The sequence below is a fragment of the Pseudomonas sp. ERMR1:02 genome, assembly GCF_002277815.1.
In the GTDB taxonomy this organism is placed as follows: Bacteria; Pseudomonadota; Gammaproteobacteria; order Pseudomonadales; family Pseudomonadaceae; genus Aquipseudomonas.
Genome location: NZ_NKJI01000022.1, coordinates 44,011 through 59,443, shown reverse-complemented (window position 1 = coordinate 59,443; position 15,433 = coordinate 44,011). Strand labels below are relative to the sequence as shown.

Annotated in this window: 10 protein-coding genes and 9 pseudogenes; 13 read left to right on the top strand and 6 right to left on the bottom strand. The window is 59.9% G+C overall.

Going from position 1 to position 15,433, the window contains the following annotated elements; translation table 11 throughout:
• Positions 1-62 precede the first annotated feature (62 nt).
• The 4 genes and pseudogenes from CES87_RS27210 (at position 63) to CES87_RS27195 (ending at position 3,170) form a co-directional block, all read left to right on the top strand.
• Positions 63-832: pseudogene (locus CES87_RS27210) on the top strand (ABC transporter substrate-binding protein).
• Positions 833-978: 146 nt separating this feature from the next.
• Positions 979-1,667: pseudogene (locus CES87_RS27205) on the top strand (ABC transporter permease).
• The gene (locus CES87_RS27200) at positions 1,664-2,377 is read left to right on the top strand and encodes an ABC transporter permease (protein WP_128608530.1); all 714 of its coding nucleotides are present in this window, start codon (positions 1,664-1,666) and stop codon (positions 2,375-2,377) included. Before CES87_RS27205 ends, CES87_RS27200 begins: the two are co-directional and overlap by 4 nt.
• 25 nt (positions 2,378-2,402) lie before the next feature.
• A complete protein-coding gene (locus CES87_RS27195) occupies positions 2,403-3,170 on the top strand; it encodes an ABC transporter ATP-binding protein (protein ID WP_128608529.1) in 768 nt (255 codons plus the stop codon).
• 35 nt (positions 3,171-3,205) lie between these two features.
• Here the strand turns inward: CES87_RS27195 and CES87_RS34630 are convergent, their stop codons facing one another.
• Positions 3,206-3,391, bottom strand: a complete 186-nt coding sequence (locus CES87_RS34630) for a hypothetical protein (protein WP_371858269.1) — start codon at positions 3,389-3,391, stop codon at positions 3,206-3,208.
• A 198-nt stretch (positions 3,392-3,589) separates the two neighbouring features.
• Here CES87_RS34630 and CES87_RS34625 point away from each other — a divergent pair, with 198 nt between their 5' ends.
• The 5 genes and pseudogenes from CES87_RS34625 to CES87_RS33730 all read left to right on the top strand — a co-directional run.
• On the top strand, positions 3,590-3,736 hold the full coding sequence (locus CES87_RS34625; protein WP_371858273.1) for a hypothetical protein: 147 nt from the start codon (positions 3,590-3,592) through the stop codon (positions 3,734-3,736).
• The gene (locus tag CES87_RS34620) at positions 3,681-4,445 is read left to right on the top strand and encodes an amidohydrolase family protein (RefSeq protein WP_371858271.1); all 765 of its coding nucleotides are present in this window, start codon (positions 3,681-3,683) and stop codon (positions 4,443-4,445) included. The genes CES87_RS34625 and CES87_RS34620 overlap by 56 nt, the downstream gene beginning before the upstream one ends.
• Before the next feature lie 53 nt (positions 4,446-4,498).
• On the top strand, positions 4,499-5,386 hold the full coding sequence (locus CES87_RS33735) for a hypothetical protein (RefSeq protein ID WP_256591116.1): 888 nt from the start codon (positions 4,499-4,501) through the stop codon (positions 5,384-5,386).
• Complete coding sequence (locus CES87_RS32710; protein WP_256591114.1) at positions 5,317-5,997, top strand: amidohydrolase family protein; 681 nt, start codon at positions 5,317-5,319, stop codon at positions 5,995-5,997. The genes CES87_RS33735 and CES87_RS32710 overlap by 70 nt, the downstream gene beginning before the upstream one ends.
• A 17-nt stretch (positions 5,998-6,014) precedes the next feature.
• Positions 6,015-6,131 (top strand): annotated as a pseudogene (locus CES87_RS33730) (hypothetical protein); the annotation flags it as partial.
• Between the two features lie 175 nt (positions 6,132-6,306).
• Here CES87_RS33730 and CES87_RS27175 read toward each other — a convergent pair.
• A pseudogene (locus CES87_RS27175) lies at positions 6,307-7,457 on the bottom strand (MFS transporter).
• A gap of 144 nt (positions 7,458-7,601) precedes the next feature.
• On the opposite strand from CES87_RS27175, the pseudogene CES87_RS27170 reads away from it, so the two are divergent.
• Positions 7,602-8,593 (top strand): annotated as a pseudogene (locus CES87_RS27170) (diaminopimelate epimerase).
• A 104-nt stretch (positions 8,594-8,697) separates the two neighbouring features.
• Here the strand turns inward: CES87_RS27170 and codA are convergent.
• The 4 genes and pseudogenes from codA to CES87_RS27145 all read right to left on the bottom strand — a co-directional run bounded on the left by codA (position 8,698) and on the right by CES87_RS27145 (position 12,692).
• Positions 8,698-9,941, bottom strand: a pseudogene (gene codA, locus CES87_RS27165) (cytosine deaminase).
• Positions 9,942-10,139: 198 nt separating this feature from the next.
• Positions 10,140-10,966 (bottom strand): annotated as a pseudogene (locus CES87_RS27155) (alpha/beta fold hydrolase).
• A gap of 205 nt (positions 10,967-11,171) precedes the next feature.
• On the bottom strand, positions 11,172-11,528 hold the full coding sequence (queD, locus tag CES87_RS27150) for a 6-carboxytetrahydropterin synthase QueD (RefSeq protein ID WP_047527439.1): 357 nt from the start codon (positions 11,526-11,528) through the stop codon (positions 11,172-11,174).
• A gap of 86 nt (positions 11,529-11,614) precedes the next feature.
• Positions 11,615-12,692: pseudogene (locus CES87_RS27145) on the bottom strand (patatin-like phospholipase family protein).
• A gap of 317 nt (positions 12,693-13,009) precedes the next feature.
• Between CES87_RS27145 and CES87_RS27140 the strand changes: the two are divergent.
• From CES87_RS27140 to CES87_RS27130, 3 genes and pseudogenes are all read left to right on the top strand, one after another.
• The gene (locus CES87_RS27140; protein ID WP_128608528.1) at positions 13,010-13,333 is read left to right on the top strand and encodes a PepSY domain-containing protein; all 324 of its coding nucleotides are present in this window, start codon (positions 13,010-13,012) and stop codon (positions 13,331-13,333) included.
• Positions 13,334-13,336: 3 nt separating this feature from the next.
• Complete coding sequence (locus CES87_RS27135; RefSeq protein ID WP_128608527.1) at positions 13,337-14,005, top strand: response regulator transcription factor; 669 nt, start codon at positions 13,337-13,339, stop codon at positions 14,003-14,005.
• Positions 14,002-15,317 (top strand): annotated as a pseudogene (locus CES87_RS27130) (sensor histidine kinase). The gene CES87_RS27135 and the pseudogene CES87_RS27130 overlap by 4 nt, the downstream one beginning before the upstream one ends.
• The last annotated feature ends 116 nt before the right edge of the window (positions 15,318-15,433 follow it).

The window sequence follows — 15,433 nt, the reverse complement described above, 5'->3', positions numbered from 1 at the left end:
GTGTTACATACAGGATCAGCCATTTTTAAACCCACAATACCCACGTGCTTACGGAGAATAATATGAAGAAGCTCGCAGTTTCAGTTGTTCTGGCCTTGGCCGCCAGCGGCGTCTACGCGAAAGACTTGCAAGTCATTCGCTTCGGCGTTGACCCCACTTACGCCCCTTTCGAGTCGAAGGCGCCCGATGGCACGCTTGTAGGCTTCGATATCGATCTTGGCAACGCGATCTGCGAAGAGCTGAAGGTCAAATGTGTATGGGTCGAGAACTCCTTCGACGGAATCATCCCCGCGCTGAAAGCCAAGAAGTTCGACGGCATTCTTTCCTCCATGAGTGTGACTGAGAAACGTCAGGCGCAAATAGCCTTCTCCGACAAGATCAGTAATGTCCTGCCCCGTCTCATTGCGAAAAAAGGCTCCGTTCTTCTGCCAACAGCCGAGTCACTTCAAGGGAAGCGTGTCGGGATCGAGCAGGGCTCCACGCAGGAAACCTACGCCAAGACTTATTGGGCGTCGAAAGGCGTCACCATCACGACCTACCAGAACCAGGACCTGGTTTACCAGGACTTGATTGCAGGCCGCCTGGATGCATCGCTGCAATCTTCAGTCCAGGCCGATCTAGGTTTTTTAAAAACCGAGAACGGACGTGATTTTGCTTTTGCCGGCCCGGAGTTGCGCGACCCAAAAACGCTCGGTGTGGTGCGGGGATTGGTTTGCGCAAGGAAGACAATGTTCTTCGCGAACAGATCAATGGGGCGCTCGCCGAGATTATCAAGGACGGAACTTACCAGGCGATCTCCGATAAATATTTCTCCTTTGATGTTTACAACTAAGGGATCTCAAGTTCTAGGCAGTCATTCGGCCTGAATGTATTCGAGTCATTTGCGAATCCATGCTTTTGCGGCATTCAATAACAAGAAAAACAAGACTGAATAAGATAGGCAGCTTCGGCTGAGCTTTCGTATTCAAGGAGAATGTAATGTCCTTGGTAGACTATGGGCCGCTGATCGCGAGTGGCACCTGGATGACACTAAAGCTGGCCATATTATCGCTGCTGGCCTCAGTAGTGATTGGTTTGGCAGGCGCCAGTTCCAAGTTGTCAGCTAACCGGGGGCTGCGCAATATTGCGACCCTCTATACCACGCTGATCCGCAGTGTTCCTGATCTAGTGACCATGCTGTTGCTGTTCTACAGCATTCAGATACTGCTCAATCACGTCACCGAAGGCTAGGAATGGATCAAATTGATATTGATCCCTTCGTCGCGGGTGTAGCGACGCTCGCGTTTATCTACGGTGCTTATTTCACCGAGACCTTCCGCGGTTCTTTCCAGGCAGTCCCGCGCGGTCAGATAGAGGCGGCCATGGCCTACGGCCTCAGCCCATGGCAGGGGTTCTATCGTGTTCTATTCCCGCAAATGATGCGTTTTGCCTTGCCTGGTATTGCCAACAACTGGCAGGTCATGATCAAGGCGACCGCACTGGTGTCCATCATCGGTCTGTCCGATATCGTCAGGGTTACCCAGGATGCCGGCAAGAGCTCTATGCAACTGTTCTATTTTACCGTGATCGGTGCGCTGATTTATCTGGTCATTACCACTGTCTCAAACGGCGTCTTGATATGGCTTAAGCGTCATTACTCTGTCGGAATTCGGGAGGCTGAATTGTGATAGCTATTATCCAGGAATATTGGCAAGCGTATTTGTGGTCCGACGGCGGTAACTTTTCCGGTCTGGCAATAACCTTGTGGCTGCTGGTGCTGTCGATCGCGATTGGCTTCGTGCTTTCGGTGCCGCTGGCCGTGGCTCGCGTGTCAAAAAACCGGTTTGTCCGACTTCCGGTCTGGTTTTACACCTATGTGTTTCGTGGCACGCCGCTCTATATACAGCTGTTGATCATCTACACCGGTGTATACAGCCTGAGCGTGGTGCGCGAGCACGAATTCCTCGACATGTTCTTTCGCGAGGGCTTCAATTGTACGGTGCTGGCGTTCGCGCTCAATACCTGCGCCTACACCACGGAAGTCTTCGCAGGTGCGATCAAGTCGGTGCCGTACGGCGAGGTAGAGGCGGCCCGAGCCTTCGGCCTGTCGAAGTTCAATCTGTACCGCCGCATCATCCTGCCCTCGGCGCTGCGTCGCGCACTGCCGTACTACAGCAACGAAGTGATCATGATGCTGCATTCGACCTCGGTGGCGTTTACCGCCACGGTCCCCGACCTTCTGAAGGTTGCCCGCGACGTCAACTCGGCGACCTACGCGTCGTTCGAGGCCTTCTTCATCGCCGCACTGCTGTACGCGGTAATAGCGCTGTCACTTGTCTGGCTATTTCGTCGCGGTGAAACCCGCTGGCTGGCTTTCCTGAAACCCCAGGCCGCCTGAAGGCCGCATACGCAGGGTCAACACCATGTACAAACTGACCGTAGACGATCTGTACAAAAACTATGGCAACCACGAGGTGCTCAAGGGCGTGTCGATCAAGGCCAAGGCAGGCGATGTGATCAGCATCATCGGCTCCTCCGGTTCGGGCAAGAGTACCTTCTTGCGTTGCATCAACTTCCTTGAGCAGCCATGCGCCGGGCGAATTACGGTGAACGCCGAGGAAATCCGAACCGAGAAGGATAAGAACGGTGGGCTGCGCGTGGCCAACCAGAAGCAGCTGCAAAGTATGCGCACCAAGCTGTCCATGGTGTTTCAGCACTTCAACCTGTGGGCGCACATGTCAGTGCTGGAAAACGTTATCGAGGCGCCGATGCATGCGCTTGGCCTCAGCCGGGATGAGGCGGTGTCCCGCGCACGCAAGTACCTGGCCAAAGTCGGCCTGCCGGCCAGCATGGAAGCAAAGTACCCGTCGCACCTGTCCGGCGGCCAGCAACAGCGTGTGGCAATCGCCCGGGCCTTGGCGATGGAACCGCAAGTGATGCTGTTCGACGAGCCGACCTCGGCGCTCGACCCCGAGCTAGTCGGCGAGGTGCTGAAGGTGATGCAGGCCTTGGCCGAAGAGGGTCGGACCATGGTGGTGGTGACGCACGAGATGGCCTTTGCCCGCGAGGTGTCCAACCATGTGATCTTCCTGCACCAGGGCAAAATCGAGGAAGAAGGCAGCCCGGAGCAACTGTTCAAGCACACCAAAAGTGAGCGCCTCAAGCAGTTCCTTGCCGGTAACTTGAAGTAGCCCTTTAGTGACTCCGTAAACGGTGCCCCCGTTGCTTATCTGGCGGCAGGGGCTCGCCCAAACAGTGATGAGACACAAATGATCAAATCGTTCTGGTTGCGTAATGTCCGCCCTATGGCGGCGAAGTTGAAGACATACAGATTATTGATAGTCGTATCGGCGATCGTCAGCCAGCCAGTGGCAATCCAGTCGATGACTCTGACCTTGATGGGCAAGGTCAATTACTCGTTCCGTCCCTGGTAGAAAGCCACATTCATCTGGATAAGACCCTATGGGGACAACCGTGGCGGCCGCACAGTGCAGGCCCAACGCTTAAAGCGCGCATATCGAATGAGCGCCAAATCCTGCGAGAGCTCAAATCACCCATTGCAGAGCGCGGGGGTGCTCTGCTGGAGCAATGCATCGCTCGCGGCTCACTGATGTTTCGTTGTCATGTAGATGCCGATCCGGAGTTGGGTATCAAGCATGTGCAAGCCATGTTGGAGCTGCGCGAACGCTACGCCGACCTGGTTGATATCGAGTTCGTCACCTTCCCTCAAGTCGGCCTGGTCAACCGCCCTGGGTAGAGGCATTGATGCGAGAAGCCTTGGAGTTGGGGTGGAGGTAGTGGGGGGGTTGGACCCTTGCGGCATAGACAACGACCCAATCGCGCACCTCTCCATCCTGTTCGAGCTCGCGGACAAGTTTGATCGCGGTATCGATATCCACCTGCATGACAGTGGGGAGCTAGGGCTCTGGCAGATTGCTCGCATCATCGACTTCACAGAGCGCTATCAGCGTCAGGGGCGAGTCATGATCAGCCATGCCTTTTGCCTGGGCATGAAGAACTGGGCTCAAGTGCTCCCGTTGGCTGAACGGTTGGCTGCCAATCGAATTTCACTCATGACCACGGCGCCAGCTGATATTGCCATACCACCCTTTGCCGAACTGCTCTGCGCTGGGGTAAACGTCTGCCTCGGTTCAGATGGCATCCGGGACGCATGGACCCCGATGGGCAATGGCGACATGCTTGAACGCGCGATGCTGCTCGCGTTTCGCTGCGGCATGAGAACGGACGCTGAAATCTGCGCAGCGTTCGAAGCGGCTGCCAGCAATGGGGCTCGGGCACTTGGGCGAAGTGATTACGGATTGGCAACGGGGCAAACAGCCAACCTATTGTTGCTGCCTGCAGAGACACTCAGTGAAGCGGTTGTGGCTCGTCCGCTAGCGCGGACGGTGATCAGCCGCGGAATCGTCGTGGCGAAAAATGGCAGTCTGCTCCAGAGCCGCTTGTGACTCAAAACACGTGCCCACAGATGTTTCTCAAACTGCCCCCCAGCCTGAATCGGATGCCTTGTATGACACATCAGTACGACGCGAACGCCCCCCTCAACAAAGCAGACCTGCTGATCGAGCACGGCGTGGTCATCACCGTGGACGACCAACGGCGGGTAATTCAGGACGGCGCAGTGGCCGTGCTTGGCAACCGCATCGTAGCGGTGGGGCGCACGGATGAACTGCGGGCGCGCTTCACTGCTGAAAAAATCATTGATGCACGCAACAAGGCGGTGCTGCCAGGCTTGATCGACAGCCACGCCCATGCCGGCCACGCGATGCTCAAAACCATCGGCGGCGGGGAGGGCGATGCCTGGACGCAGGCTTGCCAGACCATCTACACCTCGGCCTCCGGAGTCGAGTTCTGGGAGGTTGAGGCCAGGTTGTCGGCACTGGAGCGGCTGAAATGCGGCACCACCACCGGCGTGTCGCTATTGGGCGGCGGCGATTCGATCATGCGCGTCGACGACCCGATTTACGCGCAACGCCACGCCCAGGCTATCGCCGAAATCGGTACCCGCTCGGTGGTGGCCGTTGGGCCGTCCCGGCCGCCAGCGCCGCGCACTTACCTGGACTGGTCGACCGAACCGCCCACCCGGCGCGACGTCAATTTTGAGACCATGTTCGAGGCCTGCGAAGAAATCGCCAGGAGCTGCGACGGTATGGGGACGGCCGGGTGCGCATTGCCATCACGTTGCCGGTGTACGCGCCGCAATACGAGCCCAGCCATCGGGAGCTGGCACCTCTGTTCCGCCAGCAAGCACAGGATTATCTGGCGCTGGCCCACCGCTACGGCCTTACGTTTACCCAGGATGGCCACCGCGCCGGTACGCTGGCGCTGGCCCACCGCGAACTGGGCCTGCTCGGCCCGACATCCTTCATGTCGCATTGCATTGACCTGACCTCGGAAGACATCGCCCTGTGCCGCGAGACACAGACCAAGATCGTGCATAACCCGAGCGCCATCATGTCGATTCTGGGTCGCTGCCCGGTACCGGAACTGATCGAGGCCAATGTAACCGTCGCCCTCGGTTCCGACGGCGCCGCCCCAGACCGCGGTTATGACATGTTCCGCCACATGTTCCAATGCATGCACTACCACCGCCGCCATTTCCGAGACCCGGACATCCTGCCGCAGGGCAAAGTGCTGGAAATGGTCACTATCGACGCCGCCAAGGCACTGTCGATGGAACATGAGATCGGCTCGCTGGAAGTCGGCAAGAAAGCTGACATCATTCTGATCGACCTGTTCAAACCTCACCTGATGCCGATGAACATGCCGATCCACCGTGTCACTTGTTTCGCCAACGGCGGGGACGTGTGTACGACCATTGTCGATGGCAAGATCCTGATGGAAGACTACGTCGTAGGCGCCGTCGACGAGGCTGCTGTGCTGGCTGCGGTGCAAGAGGAGTCGGAACGCATGCTGGACCGTAGCGGCTTGCGCCATCTGACAGAAGAATCGAAAAACCTCTGGCGGGCGGCACGCTATCACGCTGCGTGGCATGAGTAGCGCGACTGCAACGACGCGGGCTGAAAAAAATCTTCGACAAGCAGTACTTCACCCGCTCCAGCGATAACAACTCAGGCATGTATGTCGGGGCGCCGCGCACGTTCTTCGTACAGGCCAGCGTCGGGTTCCGATAGATCGGGTTGGCCGCTTTCGCGAGCAGGCTCGCTCCCACAGCAGATTTGTGTTCGATACGGGTCAACTGTAGGAGCGAGCATGCTCGCGAAACACCTGAGAGCACTGCGGTTAATCAGGCAGCCCGCGTCATCGTCGACCACCATCGCGAGCATGCTCGCTCCTACAGCGATGCTTTCAGACCTTCAACACTTTCCCACCGATAGCCACCGCCAGCAGCAACACCGCCATCAGACCGAAGGCAAAACTCAAGCTGCTGCCATGGGCGATAAACCCGATCACTGCAGGTCCCGCAAGTATCCCCGCGTAGCCGAGAGTGGTAATGGCCGGCACAGCGATGCTCTCTGGCATGACCGTCTGCTTGCCCACGGCGGTGTACAGCACCGGCACAATGTTCGAGCAGCCGACGCCCAGCAGTGCATAGCCCAGCAGCGCCGCTTCCCAGCTCGGGCGAATGTCGCCAGAAACAGCCCGATTGCAGCCGTCACCCCACCGAAGACAATCACTCGCGTCGCGCCAAGACGATGCACGATCGAATCACCGGTCAAGCGGCCCACGGTCATGGTCAGCGCAAACGCCGCGTAACCCAATCCGGCATAGGCCTTATCGATCCCGCGTTCCTGCGCCAGGAATACCGCGCTCCAGTCGAGCGCCGCGCCTTCGGTGAGGAATACGATGAAGCACATCCCGCCGATGAACAGCACGATGCCATGGGGAACGGCGAACGCCGGCCCCGAACGTTCACTGCCATAAGGCAGCAGGTGAGGAGCCGCTTTCGCCAGTGCGACCAGCAGCAAGATGATCACCACCAGCGTGGCACCCAGCGGCGAAAGCCCGAGGCCGAGCAGCGCGCTGACGCCCGCCGCGCCGACGATCCCGCCCAGGCTGAACATGCCATGGAAGCCCGACATCATGTTCTTGCCACTGGCCCGCTCGACGATCACCGCTTGCAGGTTCACCGTCGAATCCACGGTGCCCAGGCCCGCGCCAAACAGAAACAACGCCGCGATCAGCGCCGGGATCGACGACACCGTCGCCAACAACGGCAGTGCCACACAGATCAACAACGTCCCGCCGGTCGCCACTTTGCGGCAACCGAAGCGCGTTGCCAGAAGCCCGGCCATGGGCATCGCCAGAATCGAGCCCACCCCCAAACACAGCAGCAACAGACCGAGCGTGCCTTCATCCAGCCCGGCCCGCGCCTTGGCGTATGGCACCAGTGGTGCCCACGCGGCAATGCCTAAGCCTGCGATGAAAAAGGCGATGCGCGTGGACATTTGTTCCAGGCGCCCCGGAACGAATGAGCTCTGGTTGTTGAGGTTGGTCATATCAATCCTTGGCAAAAAAGTCGCGTCCCTTAAGGACAGTGATCGAGCGGCGAGGGTTCGATCAGCGTCCGTACATCCTTGCACAGCCAGAGCGTGTTTCGCGATATGTTGAGCCAGACCGATCATTCCAGCAGGGAGGGCGCCATGGCGCAGATGTACGATGCACGGGGCAATATCTACATAGTTGTGGCGCCAGAAGACTTGCGCCGCAACGCAATCGCCTTGCCCGATCAGGCCAGCGACGCTGCGCAAACCCTCGAAACATGGGCGTTGGCGGCCATCGAGGCATGCTGTTCCTGGGCCCCAGGCACGCAACCGCCCGGCAGCAAGGATCATCGCAGTGATGGTTTGTTGGTCGGCCCGTTCCAGTCGTCCCCTCCCTTTGATCTATTGATCGTTAACACCGACGGCACCTTGGCCGAGCGCAGCGGCAACGGGCTGACGATTTTCTCCCAGGCGCTCAGCGATCAGGGGCTTTTGCCGAGGGACGAGGCATGTGTTCTCAGGGTTCATCACGACAAGGCCGATGTGCTTTCACCGGGGGAGACGTCGGTGAAAGCGGCGCAGGTCGAAGGCGTGAATGGGTTCTGGCTGGATTTGGGCAAGCCAGGATTCGGGCCGCAAGCGGTCAGTGCTCACGGTGTTGAAAGCGTGGTGTTCAATGGTCGAGAACTCAGTCATGTGCAGCCGTTGGCTTCACTTGATGCTGCATGGTCGCGCAGTCAGTTTGCGCGTGTCGGCAATCCGCACTGCGTGACCCTTGTGGATAGCGCGGATGCCTTGCCGAGCAATGAGCAGATGCGTGAATCGGTATTGTCCGAAGGGCTGATGCGTATCGCTTACGCCATGCCGGCGGGCGCGGGGCGACCGTGTCAGGCCGGGATCAACCTGCAATGGGCGATGCATGAGTCCGGGCAGCGAGTGGTCGCGCGGGTGTTCGAACGCGGCGAAGGGCCGACCGCGTCTTCGGGCACCAGCGCCACGGCGGTGGCTTGTGCCGCGTGGCGGGTCGGTTGGGTCAGTGCCGGGGAAGTGAAGGTGGTGATGCCGGGGGGACGGCGCCGATTTTGCTGGAAGAGGAGCAGGGGGAGTTGAGTCGGGTCAGCCTGTTTGGTACGGCTCGGTTGGTGGGTTAAATTTAAGATCGCCTTCGCGGGCAAGCCTCGCTCCTACGGGAGGTGTGTTAATTCTGTAGGAGCGAGGCTTGCCCGCGAAGGCGTCAGCCCAGCCAATGCAAATCTCAGCTCAGATCACTGAACTCCACCACCGGCATCGTGCGCTTCATCAGCACCTTGCCGCCGCGCACCGAGTACAGCGGCAAACCCTGACTGCGGATTACCTCGTAGTCGCTCTGCGCCGAAAGGATCAGCAAATTCGCCGGCCGTCCCGCGACAAGGCCGTAGCGATCACCCAGGGCCAGGGCCTTGGCGCTGTTGTCGGTGACCAGGTCCAGCGCGCTTTGCAGGTTGCGATAACCGAGCATGTGACAGATATGCAGACCGGCTTCGAGCACCCGCAAGATGTTGCCGTTGCCCAGCGGATACCACGGGTCGACGATCGAGTCCTGGCCGAAACACACGTTCATGCCGGCTTCGAGCAACTCGTTGACTCGGGTCACACCCCGACGTTTCGGAAAGTTATCGAAGCGCCCTTGCAGGTGAATGCTTTCGGTGGGGCAGGAAACAAAACTGATCCCCGAATGCCCGAGCAGGCGAAACAGTTTGGCGCAGTAGGCGTTGTCGTAGGAGCCCATCGCCGTGGTGTGGCTGGCGGTAACCCGCGAACCCATGTCGCGGCTGCGAGCTTCTTCGGCCAGTACTTCGAGAAAGCGTGAGTGCGGGTCGTCGGTTTCATCGCAATGCACATCCACCAGGCAACCGGTGCGCTCGGCCAGGTCCATCAGGAACTTCACCGAGCTGACGCCCTGATCGCGGGTGTATTCGAAATGCGGGATGCCCCCCACCACATCGGCGCCCATGTGGATCGCCTCTTCCATCAAGTCCCGGCCGTTGCGGTACGACTCGATGCCTTCCTGGGGGAAGGCGACGATTTGCATATCGATCAGGTGGCGGCTTTCCTCGCGCACTTCGAGCATCGCTTTCAGGGCGGTCAGCTGCGGGTCGGTGACGTCGACGTGGGTACGCACGTGCTGGATGCCGTGGGCGGCGAGGCTCTGAATGGTCTTCTTCGTCCGGGTTTTGGTGTCTTCCAGGGTAATGGTCGCCTTGCGCTCGCCCCAGCACTCGATGCCTTCGAACAGTGTGCCGCTCATGTTCCAGCGCGGCTCGCCGGCGGTCAGGGTGGCGTCGAGGTGGATATGCGGCTCGACGAAGGGTGGCACCACCAGGTTGCCCCGGCGTCCAGATCTTCAGGCCCCAGGGTCGGGGCCTCGGTTTGCCGGGCGATGCTGGTGATCAGGCCGTTTTCCAGGTGCAACTCATGCAGGCCTTCCTGGTTGCGCAGCCGGGCGTTGATGATGTGCATCGGGAGAGTCCTTTTATAAAGCTGGTGGTCAGTACTCCTACGTTAGCTCGGTGGTGGCAATCCCCGCCAGTGGCATTGATGTACACAGACCAAATGTGGGAGCGGGCTTGCTCGCGAAGAGGCCGTGTCAGTCACAATCATTGTTGAATGCCAGACCGCCTTCGCGAGCAAGCCAGCTCCCACAGGGATTCTGTTTCGTCAGGGGGATTTTGGTTCGGGTAGAAATCGGATTAGCGCAGCGACAATGGCCTCGGCGCGTCTTCCTGAACCAGGTGACCGGCGTTGGCAATGGCGTGAAATTGCGCCCGGGAATCATGCCCTGCAAGGCGCGCCCGCGTTCGATGGGAATCCACTGATCGTCCTCGCCCCAGAGAATCTGCACCGGGCAGCGGATCGTCGGATACAACACCGCGGCTTCGCGGGTGTAGCGCTCGTCCATCTGTGCGATCTGCCGATAGAACGCCGCCTGCCCCGGATCTCCCAGCCACGGTTGCACGTACGGGGCAAGTTCATCGTCCGGGATTTCACGCTGGATCGCCCCGCGAATGTAAGCCGGCACGATCGCCCGCTGGATGTAGTCGGGCAAGCCGCTGAACGCGGCCTCATGCTGACGCACATGCTGCACGAACGGCGAGCCCCAGGGCGTCAGCGCCACCGGGTCGATCAGTGTCAGGCTGCGGTAATCCTTGCCGTTGAGCAGGTGGGTACGCAGGGCCGTTGCGCCGCCAAAATCGTGGGCCACCACGTCGGGGCGATCCAGGCCCCAGTGCTCCAGCAGCTGCGCCAACAGTTGATTCTGCACCCGAGCGAGACATCGCCGTCGGGTTTTTCCGATTGCCCATAGCCCAGCAGATCGAAGTAATGCACCCGGTGCGTGGTGATGAAGTGCGGGGCGATTCGGTGCCAGACATAAGAAGAGAAGGGCGTGCCATGCACGAACACCAAGGGCGGGCCGTCACCCGTACTGCGTAGCGAACGGATTGTCCGTTGAAGCGGTAGGTTTGAGCCAATGGCCAGTCAGTCATGGTTGTGTCCTCTTGGCGGGGAGAGCCAAAAAGCATAGGCATAAAAAAACAGCCGTTGAAGGCTGTTCTCTATTTCCCTGACAAACTGTAGGAGCGAGCCTGCTCGCGAAAAGCGTCAACGATAACGCGGGGTATCTGGCAATCCGCGGTGTTCTGACGTCCATCGCGAGCAGGCTCGCTCCTACAGGGGGCAGTGTTGTCTGGTTTATTCGCCGCGATAGATGCAGCCGCTGGTGCAGGTCTCGTGAATCCGGATTGCACTCAGCTCTGGCAGCAGCGGCTTGAGTTCAGCCCAGATGAATTTGGCCAGCACTTCACTGGTCGGGTTTTCCAAACCGGGAATATCGTTCAGGTAGTTATGGTCCAGGCGCTCATACAGCGGCTTGAAGATCGCCTTGATCTCCGAGAAGTCGCGGATCCAGCCGGTATGCGGATCGATATCGCCACTCAGGTGAATCGCCACTTTGAACGAGTGGCCGTGCAGGCGCCCGCACTTGTGGCCGTCCGGGACGTGGGGCAGGCGGTGGGCGGATTCGAAGGTGAATTCTTTGAAAATTTCCACAGTGGTTTCAGCTCTGTTCAGGTGGCGATCGCCGTGGCGACGCTGGGGCAATTTTGACAGGCGACGAGTTTACCAGTTTGTCCTGACTAAAGGGTCAGCAAGCGTTCGCCAAGGCGACCGTTGGCGGCCAGTTCGAGAAACTCATCCCCCAGCCGGCGGCTTTCATCCATCGTCGTGCGCCAGTATTTCTGCCGGCTCGGGGCGTCGCCCATAAAGCGCTTGAAGTCGTTGCGGTCCGGCAGTTTGCCGTAGGGCAGGCGCGACAGGTATTCCTTTGACGGCGCCAACAGCAGCACATCCTGCAAGCGTGTCGGGCAGGCGCGACGCCATAACAGGGTCTTGTCGAACCACCCGGAATTACCCGGTCGGTGAAATGCGGGTAGAGCACGATGTCGTTGCCGCTGTAGGGCAGATCGAGGTGATAGTCCAGCAGGCCGCCGTCGCGGAACGTGCCGGCGCCGGCACCCGGCAGGTCGCGCACGCCTTCCATCACCATGGGGATCGATCCCGAGGCGAGCAGGGCCTGGCGCAGGTTGCCAGCATCCAGTGGCACGAAGCGCGACGGGAAGTCGTTCAGCGCATTGACCGGCGGCGCCAGGCGCGGATCGTGGATGATCAGCCGTTCGAAGTGCCGCGACAGCCGCGCGCGACCGCGCAAGTTATCGGCGATTACCGACGACAGGCCCAGGCCCAGTCGGCCGCGATGATCGTCCGCCAGCAGGCCTTGGCTTTTGACCACCATGATGTTCAGGCGGTAATGGGCGTTGTCGAGGAGGCGGCATCACGGCCGTCGAGCAAGTCATCGAGCATGCGCCGCGAGCTCTGGCTGATTTGCGCCATGGTCACGCCCTTGGCGAAGTTCTGCTCGGTGTAGAGCCGGCCAAGACGGCGTATGCCTTCGGCGGCGTCCGGCAGGCAGGCGCTGGCGAAACGCCAGGAACCGACCGATGCACCAATCAGCGAGCGCTCCCGTGGCGCCGCTGGCAGCCATTCGCCGAACAACGCCAGGTCCAGCCCCTGAATCCCCAGCGCCTTCGGCCCACCCGCGGCGCCCGGCAGCGTACCGACATCGACGGCGCTGAGTCCGTGTTCACGAATGCGCGCAAAAGCACGCGGACCGGCCTTGATCGTCAGGGAAGGGAATTTGATGTGGATGGCGGTCATGCGGGTCTCGAATATTGGCACGCAGGCAGAATTGTAAACGCGTTCTAATGTGGGAGCGGGCTTGCTCGCGAAGGCGGTGTATCAATCGGCATTAATGGTGACTGACACACCGCCTTCGCGAGCAAGCCCGCTCCCACAGGGTTTTTTGTTGCCACAACCATTGATGGCGACCACAAAACCCTGTCCGATGATGGCCATTCAGTTTCAATTAAGTTCATATCGCTATGGTGCCCTTCGCAGGCAACACGTGGAAAATACATGGACATGGAATTAGACGCTGTCAGCGGGCAGATTCTCAAGGATCATCAGGATTCGTAATGACGCTGCTTTCTTTTACTCATCGACGCGCTAGCCGTTGGCTGGTGCTGGCGCTTCTGGCTGTCTGCTCGGTGGTCATGGCCCGTGGCCTGGACCAGGACGAAGCCCTGCGCCTGCGCCAGCGAGGGGTGATCCTGCCGCTCGAACAATTGCTGCAACAGGCGCTGGACCGCTATCCGGGCGCCAAACTGCTGGAAGCGGAGCTTGAAGAGAAGCACGACGTCTACATTTACGAAGTCGAATTGCTGACCGCAGAAGGCGTGGTCCGTGAGCTTGAACTCGATGCCTCCACCGGCCGTTTACTCAAAGACAAGGAAGATTGACCGATGCGCTTGCTCCTGGTGGAAGACCATGTGCCCTTGGCCGACGAACTGATGGCCGGCCTCAATCGCCAAGGGTACGCCGTGGACTGGCTGGCCGACGGTCGTGACGCGGTGTATCAGGGCAGCAGCGAACCCTATGACCTGATCATCCTCGACCTCGGCCTGCCAGGTTTGCCGGGGCTCGAGGTGCTGGCGCAGTGGCGTGCGGGCGGGCTGGCCACGCCGGTGCTGATCCTCACGGCGCGCGATTCCTGGGCCGAACGCATCGAAGGGCTGAAGGCCGGTGCCGACGACTATCTGACCAAGCCTTTTCATCCTGAAGAGCTGCACCTGCGGGTCCAGGCGCTGCTGCGCCGCTCCCATGGCCAGGTCAATCAACCCACGCTCAAGGCTGCGGGGCTGCACCTGGATGAGGGGCGCCAGTGCGTGGTCCGCGATGGCGCGGACATTCAGCTGACCGCCGCCGAATTTCGCTTGCTGCGTTACTTCATGCTGCACCCGGAACAAATCCTCTCCAAAAGCCACCTCGCCGAACATCTCTACGACGGTGAAACCGAGCGCGACTCCAACGTGCTGGAAGTCCACGTCAATCACCTGCGACGCAAACTGGGGCGCAGCGTGATCGAAACCCGTCGCGGCCAGGGTTATCTGTTTGGTGGGCAGGCACGGTGAGGTCGATCCAGCGCCGCTTGAGCCTGGGCCTGATCAGCGTAATGGTGGTCGTCGGCCTGGTGCTGGCGCAAACCAGCCTGTGGCTGTTCGAACTGGGCTTGCAGCGCTATCTCGAAGCCGGGCTGCGCAACGACAGCGAGAACTTGCTGGTGGCGCTCGTGCGCGGCCCGCAGGGTTTGCAGCTGGATGAACGACACCTGGCGCCGGCCTATCAACGACCGTTTTCCGGGCATTACTTCCGTATCGATTTTGCCGACAGCCATTGGCGCTCCCGTTCACTGTGGGATCAGGAATTGCCGCCCCTCGACCATCCCGGTCTGCACAGCAACTTGCAACTAGGCCCCGAGGGTCAGCAGCTGCTGGTGTTGCGTTCGGACTATCGTCGCCTGGGTCAGTCGATCTCCATCAGCGTGGCGCAGGATTACACCCCGGTGCGAGAGAGCTTCCAGCGGATGCGGCAGGTCGGTCTCGGACTGGGGTGACGGGGTTGCTGCTGATTCTGCTGCTGCAACGGATCACCGTGCGTCGCGCCTTGCGGCCACTGGAAAAGGCCCGCGAACAGATCGCGCAGTTGCAACAGGGCCAGCGCTCGCAACTCGATGATCAGGTGCCGGTGGAGCTGGAACCGCTGGTGGCGCAAATCAACCATTTGCTGGCCCATACCGAAGACAGCCTCAAGCGTTCGCGCAATGCCCTGGGCAATCTTGGTCATGCCTTGAAAACCCCTTTGGCGGTGCTTTTAAGCCTGGCTTCAAGCGAGCAACTCGACGCGCATCCGCAGCTGCGCAAGATCCTCAAGACGCAACTGGAACAGGTCCAGCAGCGCCTCAACCGCGAACTCAACCGCGCCCGGTTATCCGGCGACGCACTGCCCGGCGCACTGTTTGACTGCGACGCCGAATTGCCGGGTTTGCTGGCGACGCTGAACATGATCCACGGCCAACACCTGGACTTGAGTTATCGGGCGCCGGCCGGCCTGCAGTTGCCGTGGGATCGCGAAGATTTGCTGGAATTACTAGGCAATCTGCTGGACAACGCCTGCAAATGGGCGGATGCCGAGGTTCGCTTGGGTGTGAGTGAGACCGCAGAAGGGTTTGAGCTGAGTGTGGAGGACGACGGGCCGGGCATTCCCGAAGATTCCCGTGATCAAGTGTTCAGCCGCGGCACACGGCTGGATGAACAGACCGATGGTCATGGTCTGGGCCTGGGCATCGTGCGTGACATCGTCGACACCTGGGGCGGGGTTTTGCGGTTGCAGGGGAGCGATTGGGGCGGGTTGAGAGTGTTGATCAAACTGCCCAAGCGCACCTGAGATCTAACTGACGGGACACCGAACCTGTGGGAGCGGGCTTGCTCGCGAATGCGGTGTATCAGTCAATGAAGATGTTGTCTGACACACCGCATTCGCGAGCAAGCCCGCTCCCACAT

Coding starts and splice junctions, on each gene's coding strand:
- CES87_RS27135 (WP_128608527.1), top strand. CDS start 13,337: ATGCGCTTGCTCCTGGTGGAAGACCATGTGCCCTTGGCCGACGAACTG.
- CES87_RS33735 (WP_256591116.1), top strand. CDS start 4,499: ATGCCTTGTATGACACATCAGTACGACGCGAACGCCCCCCTCAACAAA.
- CES87_RS27195 (WP_128608529.1), top strand. CDS start 2,403: ATGTACAAACTGACCGTAGACGATCTGTACAAAAACTATGGCAACCAC.
- CES87_RS34625 (WP_371858273.1), top strand. CDS start 3,590: ATGTTTCGTTGTCATGTAGATGCCGATCCGGAGTTGGGTATCAAGCAT.
- CES87_RS27140 (WP_128608528.1), top strand. CDS start 13,010: ATGACGCTGCTTTCTTTTACTCATCGACGCGCTAGCCGTTGGCTGGTG.